Genomic DNA, 15,281 nt, shown 5'->3' on the forward strand with positions numbered 1-15,281 from the left:
TTATTCCACGAACTTGTAGAAATCGGGCTTGCGCTTCTCGTTGAAGGCATTGACGCCTTCCTGCGATTCCGGCGTCGCGTAATACAGCTTGACCGCATGCAGGGCGAGGTTCGAGATGCCGCGGATCGAGTCGCTGTCGGCATTGAACGACCGCTTCAGGAAGGCCAGCGCGGTGGGCGAGCGTTCCGCCAGCGTGTCGGTCCATTGCGTGACGGCGGCGTCCAGTTCCTCGAGCGGCACGACCTTGTTCACCAGCCCGTAGCCCATGGCATCGCGGGCCGAGAGGCGATCGTTGAGATACCAGATCTCGCGCGCCTTCTTGTCGCCGACGATGCGAGCCAGCAGGCAGGTGCCCCAGCCGGCGTCGAACGAGCCGACCTTCGGACCCACCTGGCCGAACATGGCGTTTTCCGAGGCGATGGTCAGGTCGCACAGCGTCGCCAGCACGTTGCCGCCGCCGATGGCAAAGCCGTTCACCCGGGCGATCACCGGCTTCGGCACGTCGCGGATCAGGCTTTGCAGCTCGTCGATGGGCAGGCCGACGACGCCGCGGCCGTCGTAATTGCCCTCATGCGCCGACTGGTCGCCGCCGGTGCAGAACGCCTTGTCGCCGGCGCCGGTGATGACGATCGAGGCCACGTCCTTGTCGTTGCCCGCCAGATTCAGCGCCTGGATCATTTCCTCCAGCGTCTGGCCGCGGAAGGCATTATAGACTTTCGGACGGTTGATGATGATCCAGGCCGCGCGACCGCGGACCTCGTAGATGATGTCCTCGAAAGCGGGGATGTTTGCCATGGTCTCTTCCTCCAGTTACGCAAGGCTGCGGTTGCGCTTGCTTGTCACGACTATCGTTCACATGCACATCATGAACAGGCATCTTGTCCTGCGACCCTCGGGCGAGGGCTGCGCAGGACGAAATATCGTCCGGCTCAAAGCTTCCCGGTCAGTTCCGGGACGGTGGTGAACAGGTCTCCGACCAGGCCGTAGTCGGCGATCTGGAAGATCGGCGCCTCCTCGTCCTTGTTGATCGCCACGATCACCTTCGAATCCTTCATCCCCGCCAGGTGCTGGATCGCGCCCGAGATGCCCACCGCGACGTAAAGCTCGGGCGCCACCACCTTGCCGGTCTGCCCGACCTGCCAGTCGTTCGGCGCATAGCCCGAGTCGACCGCCGCGCGCGAGGCACCCACCGCGGCGCCGAGCTTGTCGGCCAGCGCCTCGATCACCGCGAAGCTCTCCTTCGAGCCGACGCCGCGGCCGCCCGAGACCACGCGCTTGGCCGAGGTCAGCTCGGGGCGGTCCGATTGCGCCACCTCGTCCGAGATCCAGGCCGACAGCCCGGGATCGGCCGCCGGCGCCGCCTCGGAGACCGCGGCCGAACCGCCCGCGCCCGCCGCGTCGAAGCTCGCCGTGCGCAGGGTGAAGACCTTCTTCGCGTCCTTCGAGCGCACCACCTGGATGGCGTTGCCGGCATAGATCGGCCGCTCGAAGGTCTCGGCATCGATCACCGCCGAGACATCCGACAGCACCATCACGTCGAGAAGCGCCGCGACGCGGGGCAGGATGTTCTTGGCATCCGTCGTCGCCGGCGCCGCGATATGGCTGTAGTCGCCGGCGAGGCCGACGATCAGCGCCGCGGTCGGCTCGGCCAGGCGGTGGCCGTAGAGCGGCGCCTCGGCCACCAGCACTTTCGACACGCCGGCGATCGTCGCCGCCTCGGCCGCGGCGGCCTGCGCCTGCGCGCCCGCCACCAGCACGGTCACATCGCCCAGGGCCTTGACAGCGTTCACCGCCTTGGCGGTCGCATCGCGGTTCAGCGCGCCATCGGTGACTTCACCCAACAGAAGAACGGCCATCAGATCACCCCCGCTTCTTTCAGTTTCGACACCAGCTCGTCGACCGAGCCGACCTTGATGCCGGCCTTGCGGCCCTCGGGCTCGCGCACCGAGACGACTTCCAGCCGCGGCGCCACATCGACGCCGTAATCGCCCGGGGTCTTTTCCTCGAGCGGCTTCTTCTTGGCCTTCATGATATTGGGCAGGCTGGCATAGCGCGGCTCGTTGAGGCGCAGGTCGGCGGTGACCACGGCCGGCAGCGCGACCTCGATGGTCTGGAGCCCGCCGTCGACCTCGCGGGTGACGCGGGCCTTGGCGCCGTCGAGTTCCAGCTTCGAGGCAAAGGCCGCCTGGCCCCAGCCCAGGATCGCCGCCAGCATCTGGCCGGTGGCGTTCATGTCGTTGTCGATCGCCTGCTTGCCGGCGATGATGAGCTCGGTGCCCTCGGCTTTCGCCACCGCGGCGAGGATCTTCGCCACCGCCAAGGGCTCGATGTCCTGCTGCACGTCCTCGGCGGCCACGACCAGGATCGCCCGGTCGGCGCCCATGGCCAAGGCCGTGCGCAGGGTTTCCTGGGCCTGCTTGACGCCGATGCTGACGGCGATGACCTCCTCGGCCTGGCCCTTCTCCTTCAGCCGGATCGCCTCCTCGACCGCGATCTCGTCGAACGGGTTCATCGACATCTTCACATTCGCAAGATCGACACCCGTGCCATCAGCCTTCACCCGGGCCTTCACGTTGTAGTCGATCACGCGCTTCACTGGCACGAGAACCTTCATGGTTGCTCCTCCTTAGTATTGCCCGGCTCGGCGGGCATTGATTCCAATCGCCAGCCGGCGGTGCGGCTATCTGCCGGTGAAGCCCGGCTTGCGCTTCTGCACGAAAGACTCGATCCCCTCGCGCGCGTCGGCAAAGCCGGCGACCTGCGACAGCGACTGCGCCTCCAGCTCCAGCTGTTCGTCGATGCTGCGGCCAAGCGCGCCCGAGAAGCTGCGCTTGATCATGCCATAGGCGCGCGTCGGACCCTGGGCCAGGCGCATCGCCGTCGCCTCGGCCGCGGCGCGGACCTCGGCAAGCGGATGCAGGTGATCGACCAGCCCTGCGTCGCGGGCCTCGGCCGCGGTAATCGTTTCATTGCACAGGATGAAGCGGCGCGCCCTGGCGATGCCCATCCGTTCGGACAGCGAGACGGTGGTGCCGCTGTCGGCGCAAAAGCCGATGGCGGGAAAGGCGGCGGTGAACTTGACCGAGTCGGCGGCGTGGATCACATCGGCGAAGGCCATCATGGAAACGGCGCCGCCGGCAACCCCGCCCTCGACCGCGCAGACGACGGGGGCATCCATGCGGCGCAGTCGGACGAGCGCGGTATGGAAGTCCGAGGTCCAGTCGAGAATCAGCCGCGGCAGTTCGTCGATGCGATCCTTGAAGCTGTTCAGGTCGCCGCCGACGGAAAAGAAGCGGCCCTCGGCGGTCATCAGCACCGCGCGAACCTGCGCGGCGGTAAAGAGCATGCCCGACAGTTCGAGCAGTTCGGCGCCCAGCGTGGCGTCGATGGGGTTGCCGCGCTCGGGCTGGCAAAGCACCACCCGGGCGAGCCCGTCTTCCATGGTCATCCTGACAGATTGCCCGCGAAACTCCATGCTCTCCTCTGGCCCCCCTGAGCTATGTTGCAAGGGCGACAATAGATCGTCTAAAATAGATATGCAACTATATCGTAAGCTAGCAATTCAATTGACGCGGCGTCCTTTGGCCGCGAGGGAGCAGGTGGCATGGCGCCAAAAACGGGTTTCGAGACCTCCGCCGCAGATCGCTGGTTCGAGCATTACCGGCCGGGGGATGCCTATCTTTTCGGCCCGATCGAGGTCACCGAGCAGGAAATCATCGCCTTCGCGCGGCGCTATGATCCGCAGTCGTTCCATATCGACCCGCAAGCCGCCGCGGCGGAGCCGCATGGCGGCGTCATCGCCTCGGGCTGGATGACGGCTGCGTTGATGATGCGGCTGCTGGTCGATGGCTTCCTGCCGGGGCGGGCCGGGCTGGCGGCGCCCGGCTGCGACGAATTGCGCTGGCTGCATCCGGTGCGGCCCGGCGACAGGCTGCGGCTGCGCGTGACGGTGCTTTCGGCCCGGGTTTCGCAGTCGAAGCCGGATCGGGGAATCGTCTCGTTCCGGATGGAGGGCGAGAATCAGGACGGGACGGCCGTCTACAGCACCATCGCCACCGGGATTTTCCTGCGCAAGCCGGCTGCCGGCTGAGCATCGTCCGCAGATCTTGGCATCGACCGGCTCTGGGGAATTGACGCATTACGTATGCATATGCATTATATCGTAGCGCACTATATCGGTGCCGGCGCCTAGATCTGCTGGGGAGGACAGGACATGACCACGCAACCGCCCGAACTCGTGGAGTTTCGCTTTGAATTGCTCGAGGACGGCATCGGCCACCTGATCTTCGACATGCCCGGCCGGAGCATGAATGTCTTTTCGAATCGCGCCATCCATGAATCCGAGGCGGTGGCCGACTGGCTGAAGACAAGCGGGCTGAAGGGGCTGGTGGTGTCCTCGGGGAAAAGCAGCGCCTTCTGCGCCGGGGCCGACCTGGGCGAGCTGGCGCAGGCCTATGCGATGATCATCGCCGCCCCGGAAAGCGCGCGCTGGCAGATCGGGCGCGATCATTTCGCGCCCATCGGCCGCTCGTTCCGCAAGCTGGAAACCGCGGGCGTGCCGGTGGCCTTCGCGATCAACGGGCTGGCGTTGGGCGGCGGCTGCGAATTCGCGCTGGCCGGGCATTACCGCGTGCTGGCCGATACGCCCTCGACCGCGCTGGGGCTGCCGGAATCGCTGGTCGGCCTGCTGCCGGGCGGCGGCGGCACGCAACGCATGCCGCGGCTCGTCGGCATCGAGGCGGCCATGCCGGTGCTGCTCGACGCGGCGCGCTTCACGCCCGCCGATGCGGTCGCGGCCGGGGTCGCGCATCGCGTGGTTCCCGCCGGGCAGGAAATCGCCGCCTGCGTGGAGTGGATCAAGGGCAATCCCCAGCCGCAGCAACCCTGGGACCGGGAGGATTACGTCATTCCCTCGGCCGCCGAAGTCAGCGCCCAGCTGGCCGAGCTGCGCCGTGCCCGAGAAGAGGAGACGGGGGGCCACTATCCGGCGATCACCGCCATCCTGGATTGCGTCGAATTCGGCATGCCGCTGGCGATGGATGCCGCCGTCAGCAAGGAAATCGACATCTTCGCCGATCTCATCAAGCGCCCCGAGCCGCGCGACATGATCTCGAGCCTGTTTCTGGGCAAGCAGATCTGGCAAAAGCAGCGCAAGGCGGATGCGCTGCCCAAGGCTTACGACACCATCGCCGCCGCCATACGCAAGACCTGGGCCGATGTGGCGGCGCGTTTCGAGCCGCAGGCGGTCGAAAGCGCGGCGCATTGGGCGCGGCTGACCGCCCCGATGCCGACGGACGGCCAGGCCCGGCCGGTTCCGGCCGAGGTTCTGGGAGAGCATCAAGGCATCGCCGCCACCGGGACCTGGATCGATGCGCCGCAAGGCCAGGACCAGATCATTGCCGGCGCATTGCTGGGCGCTGCGGTCGTGGCCGCGCTGGAACACGGCAGGGAACTCGACCCCGACAGCCGCCGGGCGGCCGATTTCCACAGCATCAATGCCGCAGGTTTCCCTGCCTATCTGGGTGGCCCTTTCGCCCTTTACGATTCCATCGGCAGCGAGGGCGTCCGGCGCCTGATCGCGCCGGTCGCCGGCTGAAACGGCGCGATCCCGCCGTTTCCCAAGGTCGCCTCTGATTGCAGGGGCGATCCTGTTGTTTCATGGGAGGACAATGCATGACCAAATTCGACCTCGCCGCGCATAGGCGCAAGCTGCGCGACCTCGGCCACTGGACCGACGAACATTACGACGATTTCCTGCGCCAGGCGCTGCAAGACCACCCCGACAAGCTGGCGGTGGTCGGGGATCGCGCCTCGGGCGTTGTCAGGCTGACCTTTCGCGAGCTTGAGGATCGCATCGCCCGCGCCGCCGGCGGGCTGCGCAAGCTGGGCGTGGGCAAGGGGGACGTGGTGGCCCTGCAAATGCCCAACTGGTGGGAGTTCGTGGTCGCCGTGCTGGCGGCGCAACGGCTTGGGGCGATCACCAACCCGCTGATGCCGATCTTCCGCGAACGGGAACTGCGTTTCATGCTGGGCTTCGCGCGCTGCAAGGTGTTCATCGTGCCCGAGGGCTTCGGGTCGCTGGACCTGGCCGGCACCGCCCGCCTGCTGCGTGACGAGCTGGACCATCTCGAGCATGTCGTGGTGGCGCATGGCACGGGCAGCGACAGTTTCGAGGCGCTGCTGAACTCCGGCGAACGGGTGGACCTGGCGCCCGAGGGCACGCCGCCGCTTACCGATCCGGGCGAGCCCTCGATGCTGATGTATACCTCCGGCACCACCGGCTCGCCCAAGGGGGTGCAGCATACCGTCAACAGCATGGTGAACGCCGCCCGCAGCATGACTAAGCGCGGCCATCTGTCCAATGACGACGTGTTGCTGGTCGGCTCGCCTGTCGGCCACATGCTGGGTCTTGCCGCCGGGGTGCTGCTGGCGATCTTCAACCGCGCGACCATGGTCCTGCAGGAAAGCTGGAACGGCAGGCATGCGCTGGACCTGATCAATGAATACAAGGTTACCTTCAGCGGTGGCGCCACGCCCTTCCTTGCCGATCTGGTGCGCGAGGTCCAGGCCGGCGCGCCCCGTCCCGAAAGCCTGCGCCTGTTCCTTTGCGCCGGCGCGCCGATCCCGCCGGTGCTGGTCCGCCAGGCCGGCGAGGTGCTGGGCACCACCGTCACCTCGGTCTGGGGGATGACGGAAAGCCTGGCCTCGACCATGACCGAGCCCGAGCGGGCCGGGCAGCTGTCCTCGATCTCGGACGGCCGGCCGGTCGCCGGGATGGAGGTGAAGGTCGTCGATGATGAGGGCAGAACCCTGGCGGCGGGCAAGCCCGGGCGGCTTCTGGTGCGCGGCGCCCAGCTTCATGTCGGTTACATGGGCATTCCGCCCGAGCAGACCTTCGATGCCGAGGGCTGGATGGATACCGGCGATCTGGCCTATTGCCTGGCCGAGGAGGATTGCTCCGGCTATATCCGCATCGCCGGTCGGACCAAGGACGTCATCATCCGCGGCGGCGAGAATATTCCCGTCGTCGAGATCGAGAACCTGTTGCTCGAGCATCCCGCCATCACCGGCGCCGCGCTGGTCGGCTATCCCGACGAGCGCCTGGGCGAGCGGGCCTGCGCCTTCCTGACGGTAAAGGACGGCGCCGCGGTATCGCTGGACGATCTGCGCCCCTGGATGGACGAGAAGAGGGTCGCCAAGCAATACTGGCCCGAACGGGTCGAGATCATCGAGGCGATGCCCCGCACGCCCAGCGGCAAGATCCAGAAATTCCTGCTGCGCGACATGCTGATGTCGTGATCCGTGCAGGAGCGATGGCAGGGGCCGACCGCCCGGCCCCCCATCGACCATTTTCCGGAACGTTCGGCCACACGGCAGATAGGGAGACACGCATGACAGCCGATTTCATGGCAGATGGAACGGACATCCCTGCGGGATGGACGCCCTTTGATCTGGAATTCGGATTTGCCCGATCCTTCGGTCAGGTCAGTTTCCGCGAAACCGGAGATCAGCGTCTGGAGTTGGGTTTCCGCTGCGGAGAACGCCATCTGAATCCGCTGGGCATGTGTCACGGAGGCGCGATCGCGGCTTTCGCGGATTACGCTGCGCTTGGGGCGCAATATGCCGTCGGCCTTTCCCGGATCGTCACCCCGACGGTCACCCTGTCGGTCGATTTCCTGCAAGGGATCCTGCCGGGCCAATGGGTGGCGGCGCGGGTCGATATCATCCGCCAGACCCGCAAGATGTGCTTTACCCAGATGGTGGCGCGGGTGGGGGACGAGCCGGTGATGAACTCGCGCGGCATCTTCAAGATTTCGTCGCGGGCCGAGCATATTGCTCATCCGTTCTATGTCCGATGCGCCGAACTCTGGCCCTCGCGGGTGCTGATCGATGCCGAGGACGGATAGGCGCGGTCAAGGCGGCGGTCGGTCTTGCAAAGGCAGACCCCTGCGGCCCGGGTGAATTCACGATATCGATGCCATGGAGCTGCCTTTACGGCTTTCTGCTATCGCGACCTGCGCGTGCGGCTCCCGCCAGCCGCCGCACAGTTCTCCATGACAACCGCGGAGCAGTTCCGGATCAGCAGCGTCGTGACGCTTGGGGATGCCCCTATTGCGGCCCGGCCGGCCGAATGGTCCGCCGTGCGCCTGATGTTGCTTCACGCTTGCGCCGAACGGCGCGGCCTCGGCCGATCGATCGCGGTCGCCCAGCCGGGGGTGGCGTGGGCTTCCCATCCGTCGGACCGACAGGCCCTGGCCGGAAGCCCACGGCCGTTTCACGCGGCGCGGGTCCGCTGCACGTCGATGGTTTCCAGCATCGCCTCCAGGCGGCTTTGCAGGACCTCGTCCTTGTAGAAGCTTTCGTCCGCTACATCGCCTTCGAAGAACATGGTCTGGATCCCCCTCTCTTGCGCCATCCGGGCCAGCAGGAGCTGGCCGTTGGTGGCTGACCGGCAGGTCCGGGTCGCGTGGAACACGATGCCGTCGATGCCATATGTCTCGCAATCGCGCAGCACCTGCTCGGCCAGGTTCTTTGCGCTATGGTTGAAGGGACACAGCAGGTAGTGCTGCGCCATGCCAAGGATCGGATCGTCCTCGTCGATCAGATGCGGTTCGTGCCAGAAGCTGTTGTGCGTATAGCGCCCGCAGACGACTGCGGCGTCACGCTCGGCGAACTTGTTGGCAAGCCAGCCCACCTTGTTCCAGTTCATGATGCCGTCGAATGCAAGGCGGTAGCGTTCGTTCGGCAGCGCGCTCACCCCGTCTTGCAGCCGCTGCTCGATCTCGGTCTTTACGCCCTGGAAGTAATCCACCAGCGCCTGATTGCCGGGCAGGAAGTTGATCGGCGCGATGCTGGCCACCCAGTCCCAGAATACTGCAGGGGCCGGCTTGGCCTTGCACAGCTCAAGCGCATCCAGCCGCAATTGCGCGGCGCGCTTGATGTAATGCATCGATTCGCGCAATCCCTCCCAATCGAACTTTTTGCCGGTCTGGTGTTCAAGAAACTCGATCAGGTTGTAGATCTGGCCCGCGACGTATTTCGACGCATTGTCCCATTCCTCGCCGCGCAGATATCCCGCATCGGACTTGTTGCCCCAAAGCAGGGGATAGGAGACCTTGAACAGCGGCAGCTTCCTGTCGAAGACGCGATAGGAAATCTCGTCCCATTGCTGGCCGGTGCTGCATCCCGCATAGGCGTTCACGAAAAGATCCGGCGGCGGCAGGCGGGCGGCCAGAACCTCCTTGTCGGGGATATTGGGCGAGCCGTCGATCTCGACCCGGTCCACCGCTTCCTTCTTGGTCAGCAGCGCGCAGCCCAGGGTCGTGCGGGCATAGGAACAGAGTTCGTTGATATAGCCATAGGCCTCGCCGGCCTGCTGCGCGGGCCGTTCCAGATGCATCGCCGCAAGGCGCGCGCCGAAGGCTTCGCCATGGCACCACTCGACACCTGCCGCCTGCAGGATCGGGTTGATCGCGGCGCCATTGTACCACACGACCGTGGCACCGCGTTCGCGCGCGGTGAACAGATTGTCCCAGTAGTTCTTGATCATTTCCCCGCCCGCACGGGTGCTGACCAGGCGGTTGGCCAGCGGTGCGGTGCGGGCCGGGGGCTGTCCGGAATTTGCGTGTTCCGTGATGGCAGACATTTGTGTTCCTCCGAAGTCGTTAAGCCTCAGGCCATTTCTCTGGACAGGGCAGGGCGGCGGATAACTTCGATCAGGGCCTCGACCCGGGTTTTCAGCATTTCAAGCGCCAGCCCCTCGTGTTCCGTCTCGATCAGCAGATGGGGAATGCCCCGCCTGACGAATTCCTTGCGCAGTTCCGGATAATAAAGCATGTGGGGTTCGCAGAACTTGGCCACCAGGACGATGACACCCTGCGCGCCGCTCTTTTCCAGTGCGTTGGCCAGATAGCTTTCCCAGTCCACCGTCATCTGGGCGCGAGTCGAGCAGGGGACGTTGGTGTTGCGGTTGAAATACCAACCAGCCAGCGCCGCGACCGGATCAGAACCCTCGGGGACATCGGTCGAGATGTAGCGATAGCCGGTATAGATATCGTCATCGACCACGGTCGCACCGCAGCTTTCGATCATGTCGAGCAATTCGGGCTTGGGCGCGTGGCAGAAATGTCCCGAGAGATGCAGCCTGACCAATAAGGAAGGCGCCGCCGGCTGCGCCTCGAACAGCGCCAGGAGATGATCCATCCGGGCGCTGTGTTCATCGACATCCATGACCATGGCCGATTTCACCAGAACCTGCATCTGCCGGCTGGTCAGCCTGATGAGGCCCGAACGGCGCATTTCATAGACCCGGCGCAACAGGCCGCGATTGCGATTGTAGGCCTCGATGCTGCGGCGGATCGCCTGGTTCTCGATCGGAGCGCCACAAAGCTCCTCCAGCTTTTCGCGCAGTTCGGCGATCCGGCCAAGGATCTGCGGTCGAGTCGTGGTCTCGTCCATCGAGGCGGTGAACTGGGCAAGAAAGACCGGCATGTCCGGCATCTCGAAGCGAATCGCATCCGCCGCGCCCAGCAGCGCGACGCAATGGTCGACCAGGAAAATCCCGTCATAGGGCGCGAGCCTTCCGGTCGCGGCCTGATCGACGAGGCTGCGCGTGTAGCCGCAATAGAATTCGTGCAACAGCCGGCGGCCATAGGTGATGGGCGCGTCGTCCTCTTGCACCGTCACAGGCAGCGCGCCGGCCGCATGCACGATCTCGGCGGGGAAGTTCATCGGCAATATGCCGATGACCTTGCGCCCGGTGCGGGCCTTCCAGTCGCTGGCATAGGCGCCTGGGCATGCGGCGATCCCGGCCAGAACCCCGAGGATTTCGTCAATTTTGGCTGCCTGGTCCATTCAGCTCCTCCAGCTTCTGGTGAGTCCCACTCCGAAACGCGATGCAGCGCCTGTCGCCGCCGAGAACGCCTGAAAGTGGGAAGGTAGCGTATCTTTTCCGGGCGAACATTCGTTGCGAATCGCGTTCTGTCAACCGTTTATTCTTTGCCGCGATTCGATGTTGGAAGAAATATCATGTGAATTCAGCTGTATGACCGCAGACCGGCGACCGACGACGTCTGGCCCGCCCGCTATGATCTTCCATCCGTGATTTCTTCTGCCGGCTGTGATTGAGTTGATCATGCGCCGGTCAGGCGGCCGCAGGCCCGGCAACGACTTTGGCACGGAATCGCATCTGCATGAAAGAAAAAAGTTCTGTAGCACACTAAATTTATATAAATAAAACAGTATATTAGATTTGTAAAATGTTGCAACGCAAAAATAATCGTTGACCGAATGAGCGGTGCTCATCAGTATGGCTGCTGAAGTGAGCTGTGCTCATGGTTGCAACCAGATGCCGCCACGATCCAGGGGCAGCAGGGAGGTAGCGTGATGTTCTGGGAAACTCTGCTGGAAGTCGACATCGCCGAACTGCGGGGCGTTCAGCCGGAAGTCCCCGAGGCCGGCGCGTGCCGGGCGGCGAGGGCATCATGGGCATGAACCGGCATGTGATGGGGGTCGATCTCGGCTCGACCACGGCCAAGGCGGTCATCCTGGACGAGCATGGCCGGATCGTCGCCCGCGAGGTGGTCCAGATGGGCGCGGTCAGCGGCGACGCGATGATGGATGCGAAGCGGCGGGCATTGGCCGATGCCGGGCTGACCGAAGCGCAGATCGCCAATACCGTGGCGACCGGCTATGGCCGGCGGATGATCGACGGCGCCTCGAAATCCTATACCGAGATCACCTGCCATGCCCGTGGTGCGGCCCATATGGTGCCGGGCGTACGCCTGGTGATCGACATCGGCGGCCAGGACAGCAAGGTGATCGCGGTCACCTCCGACGGGCTGGTGGAAACCTTTGCCATGAACGACCGCTGCGCCGGCGGCACCGGCAAGTTCCTCGAGACGCTGGCGCGTTCCCTTGAAGTGCCGCTGGAGGACATGGGCGCCATGGCCTTGCAGGCGCAGGCCGAACTGGCGATCTCCAGCATCTGCGCGACCTTCGCGGAAACCGAGGTGATCTCTCTGCTGGCGGAAGGATCCTCGAAGCCCGACGTGGCGGCGGCGGTGCACGGCTCGGTCGCGCGCCGCACGCTCGGCCTGGTGTCGCGGGTCGGTCTGCGCGAGCCGATAGCGATGACGGGGGGCGTCGCACGCAACGCCGCGGCGGTGCGCGCCATCGCCAAGGAGCTGGGGACGGAGATCACGGTTCCGCCCGATCCGCAGATCGCCGGTGCGCTTGGCGCCGCGCTTTTCGCACTGGATGCGTTGCGGGTTGCCGATCAGGAAAGCGAGCAGGCCGAGGAAGATCGGCTTTCGGCCGTCGCGATCCCGGGCTCGGACGCCCCGAAATGCCGCCCCGGTGGCGCGGGCCATGACCCGTCCGCAACCATCGCACCGCGGGCAACCGGCCCCTTGGCCCGGTTCATCGGTCAGTTGAGCCCGTCGCGACGGGAAGAGAGGAAAAAATGACAGGAACCGAAGCTGGCCAACACCCGGGGTTCGCCTTGCGCAACAGCAACGCCGTCATCGGCGGCGGCACCTCTGGCGTCGGGCTTGAAACCGCCCGGTTGCTGCTGCGCGAAGGCGTGGCGGCGGTCGTGCTGATCGGTCGCAACCCGGACAAGGGCGCGGCGGCAGCGGCGGCGCTGAACGCCGAAGGGCATGCGGGGGTGGCCAGCTTCCGGTCCGTCGACCTGTGCGACCCGGCGGCCGTCGCCCCGGCGATCGCCGCCATCGAGGACGAGATCGGCCCGATCGACATCGCCATCAGCGCCGCCAATTCCAACGGTGTCCCCAAGCTGTTTCATTTGCTCGACCCCGCCACTATCGTCGCCCAGCTGAACGAACAGGCACTGCCCGCGTTGCTGCTGTCCGGCGCGGTATTGCCGGGGATGCGTCAGCGTCGGCGCGGGGCCATCATCCTGGTCGCCTCGGACGCGGCCAGGGTGCCGACCCCGGGCGAGTCGGTGATCGGCGCCGGCATGGCCGCCATCACCCGCTTTGCAACCACGCTGGCGATGGAGGCCAAGCGCGACGGAATCCGGGTGAATGCGGTGACGCCCTCGCTGATCGCGGACACGCAATCCTATGACCGGATCATGGAAGACCCCTTCGCAGCCAAGCTGTTTCAGCGGGCCGAGAAGGCCGCTTCTCTGGGACTGACCCGCCCGGAAGACATCGCACCCACGCTGGTGTTCCTGGCCAGTCCCGCGGCCGCACGGCTGACCGGGCAGGTGATTTCGGTGAACGGAGGCATCTCGGCCGCCTGAGATCGGCCGCCGCTCTCGCACTGCCGGGGGAGGATGAAACAAGTTCCAGCGCTTTTGGGAGGAGGCAAGATGGAAACCTTGACGCGCAGCGCGGCGGATGCCGCGGTTTTGCCCTGGCTGCCGGGGCATGCGCCCAGTCCCGGCCGGGTGGCGCGCGCCCGCTGCCTGACCGAGGCAGACCGCAGGGAAATCGCCCGCTGGCCGCTCGAGGCCCTGCTGCCCGCGACGACCATCCTGGCCTGCCTGCGGGCCGCGGCGGACATGCTGCCCGACAAGACCGCGATCATCCAGCTGCACCGGGGCATTCCCGGCGGCCCGCGCAGCGGCCTGTCCTATGGCGATCTGCTCGACCGCGTCGAGCGCGCGGGCCGGGTGTTTCAGGCCCATGCCGGGCCGCGCCGCCGGCCAGTCGTGGGCGTGGTGTTGCCGATGGTGGCCGAAGGGCTGATCGCCTCCTGGGCGGCGATGGCGGTCGGCACGCTGCTGCCGGTCAATCCCTATCTGGAAGTCGAGGCGCTGGCGGCGATTCTGCGCGCCGGGGGCGTGACCACCCTGGTCACCACGACCACCGCCGCCGGGGGCGACGGGGTCTGGCGCGACCTGGACCGGCTGCGGGCGATGATGCCCGAGCTGAACCACATCCTGCTGGTCGGCGCAGCGGATCCCGCTTGCGGTTTCGATGCCGCGCTGGCCGGTGCGGGAACGGACGCGCCGCTGACGAACCTGACCGGTCCCGAGGAGGTCGTCGTGACGATGCCGACCGGCGGGACGACCGGAATGCCCAAGCTGGTCCGGATGTCGCAGCAGGGGCTGCTGACGGTTGCCTGGAACACGGGCATCCTGATGGGGCCAGAGCCCGATGCCGTGGTTGCCCACGGCATGCCGAATTTCCACTGCGGCGGATTGATCCCGCTGGCGACCCGCAGCCTGCTGTTCGGCCAGACCCTGCTGACGCTGACGCCGCTCGGGTTCCGGGACCGCGAGGTGGTGGCCAATTTCTGGCCGCTGATGCAGGAATTCGGCGTCACCTCGGTCCTTTCCACGCCGACGACGGCCGCCGCCATCCTGCAGGCCAGCCCCGACGGCGAGATCCCGCACCGGATCAGCGATTACCATTGCGGCGGATCGACCATCCCGGTCGATCTGATGGAGCGGTTCCACCGCCGCTTCGGCATCTGGCTGCGCGAGAACTGGGGCCTGACCGAGATGCATGGCACCATCACCGGCCATCTCGATCCGTCCAGGCGCCCGCAGGTGGGATCGGTCGGCCGGGCCTTGCCCGGATATGCCCTGAGGGTGGTCGAGTTGGACGACCACAGCCGGATCATCCGCGACCTTCCCGCGGACACCTGCGGGGTCGTGGTGGCGCGGGGGCCAACCCTCATGCTGGGCTATAACATGCCGGACCGCGACCCCGAATTCTTTGTCACCGACCCGCGCGACGGCACGGTCTGGGGGAACTCGGGCGACATCGGGCGGCTGGATGCGGAAGGTTATCTGTGGCTCTCGGGCCGCGCCAAGGATCTGATCATTCGCGGCGGCCACAATATCGACCCGCGCCTGATCGAGGATGTTCTGGACGCCCATCCGGCGGTGCGCCTGTGCGCCGCCGTGGCCGAACCCGATGCGGAAAAGGGCGAGATGCCCGTGGCCTATGTCGAGTTGATGGACGGGGCCAGGATCGGCGGTGCGGCCTTGCGCGCCTGGTGCGCGGAGAGGATCGCCGAACGCGCCGCCCTGCCGCGCGAGATCCGCATCCTGGAGGCGCTGCCCCTGACCCCGGTCGGCAAGATATCCAAGGTCGCGCTGCGCCTGGACGCCAAAAGATGCGCCCTGGAGACCGCTCTGCGCGATCGTTTCGGCGCCGCCGCCCCGGCCTTCGAACTGAGCGCCGGCCCCAGGGGCGACCAGGCGGAATTCGCCGACCCGCTCCCCGGCAACGTCGCCCCGGAGATCGCCGGGATCGCCTCTCGCCTGCAATGCCAGATCAATATCGACCCTGCATCCTGACCTC

13 protein-coding genes are annotated in these 15,281 nt (G+C 66.0%); 7 read left to right on the top strand and 6 right to left on the bottom strand.

Going from position 1 to position 15,281, the window contains the following annotated elements:
- The 4 genes from PARN5_RS0115790 to PARN5_RS22375 form a co-directional block, all read right to left on the bottom strand.
- Positions 1-795, bottom strand: coding sequence for an enoyl-CoA hydratase-related protein (locus PARN5_RS0115790; RefSeq protein ID WP_018000740.1), 795 nt, complete (start codon positions 793-795; stop codon positions 1-3).
- A gap of 134 nt (positions 796-929) precedes the next feature.
- Entirely contained in the window at positions 930-1,856 is a 927-nt protein-coding gene (locus tag PARN5_RS0115795) for an FAD-binding protein (RefSeq protein WP_017998775.1), read from the bottom strand.
- Positions 1,856-2,614: an electron transfer flavoprotein subunit beta/FixA family protein gene (locus tag PARN5_RS0115800; protein WP_018000741.1), complete on the bottom strand. Its 759-nt coding sequence runs from the start codon at positions 2,612-2,614 to the stop codon at positions 1,856-1,858. The genes PARN5_RS0115795 and PARN5_RS0115800 overlap by 1 nt, the downstream gene beginning before the upstream one ends.
- 66 nt (positions 2,615-2,680) lie before the next feature.
- Entirely contained in the window at positions 2,681-3,442 is a 762-nt protein-coding gene (locus tag PARN5_RS22375; protein ID WP_157404054.1) for an enoyl-CoA hydratase-related protein, read from the bottom strand.
- Between the two features lie 162 nt (positions 3,443-3,604).
- On the opposite strand from PARN5_RS22375, the gene PARN5_RS0115810 reads away from it, so the two are divergent.
- From PARN5_RS0115810 to PARN5_RS22950, 4 genes are all read left to right on the top strand, one after another.
- A complete protein-coding gene (locus PARN5_RS0115810; protein WP_018000743.1) occupies positions 3,605-4,090 on the top strand; it encodes a MaoC family dehydratase in 486 nt (161 codons plus the stop codon).
- 123 nt (positions 4,091-4,213) lie between these two features.
- On the top strand, positions 4,214-5,596 hold the full coding sequence (locus PARN5_RS22380) for an enoyl-CoA hydratase-related protein (RefSeq protein WP_018000744.1): 1,383 nt from the start codon (positions 4,214-4,216) through the stop codon (positions 5,594-5,596).
- A 77-nt stretch (positions 5,597-5,673) separates the two neighbouring features.
- Positions 5,674-7,299, top strand: a complete 1,626-nt coding sequence (locus PARN5_RS22385; RefSeq protein WP_018000745.1) for an AMP-binding protein — start codon at positions 5,674-5,676, stop codon at positions 7,297-7,299.
- Positions 7,300-7,313: 14 nt separating this feature from the next.
- Positions 7,314-7,907 carry a PaaI family thioesterase gene (locus PARN5_RS22950; RefSeq protein WP_081615024.1) on the top strand — a complete coding sequence of 198 codons (594 nt, stop codon included), beginning with the start codon at positions 7,314-7,316 and terminating at the stop codon, positions 7,905-7,907.
- Positions 7,908-8,275: 368 nt separating this feature from the next.
- Here PARN5_RS22950 and PARN5_RS0115830 read toward each other — a convergent pair whose 3' ends face one another.
- Both PARN5_RS0115830 and PARN5_RS0115835 read right to left on the bottom strand, forming a co-directional pair.
- Entirely contained in the window at positions 8,276-9,646 is a 1,371-nt protein-coding gene (locus tag PARN5_RS0115830) for a 2-hydroxyacyl-CoA dehydratase family protein (protein WP_018000747.1), read from the bottom strand.
- Positions 9,647-9,672: 26 nt separating this feature from the next.
- Positions 9,673-10,854: a 2-hydroxyacyl-CoA dehydratase family protein gene (locus tag PARN5_RS0115835; RefSeq protein ID WP_018000748.1), complete on the bottom strand. Its 1,182-nt coding sequence runs from the start codon at positions 10,852-10,854 to the stop codon at positions 9,673-9,675.
- A gap of 635 nt (positions 10,855-11,489) precedes the next feature.
- Here PARN5_RS0115835 and PARN5_RS0115840 point away from each other — a divergent pair.
- The 3 genes from PARN5_RS0115840 to PARN5_RS22395 all read left to right on the top strand — a co-directional run bounded on the left by PARN5_RS0115840 (position 11,490) and on the right by PARN5_RS22395 (position 15,277).
- Entirely contained in the window at positions 11,490-12,467 is a 978-nt protein-coding gene (locus tag PARN5_RS0115840; RefSeq protein WP_036745051.1) for an acyl-CoA dehydratase activase, read from the top strand.
- Between the two features lie 35 nt (positions 12,468-12,502).
- Positions 12,503-13,267, top strand: coding sequence for an SDR family oxidoreductase (locus tag PARN5_RS0115845; protein WP_018000750.1), 765 nt, complete (start codon positions 12,503-12,505; stop codon positions 13,265-13,267).
- Positions 13,268-13,336: 69 nt separating this feature from the next.
- Entirely contained in the window at positions 13,337-15,277 is a 1,941-nt protein-coding gene (locus tag PARN5_RS22395; protein ID WP_018000751.1) for an AMP-binding protein, read from the top strand.
- Positions 15,278-15,281 lie beyond the last annotated feature (4 nt).

The sequence above is a fragment of the Paracoccus sp. N5 genome, assembly GCF_000371965.1.
In the GTDB taxonomy this organism is placed as follows: domain Bacteria; phylum Pseudomonadota; class Alphaproteobacteria; order Rhodobacterales; family Rhodobacteraceae; genus Paracoccus.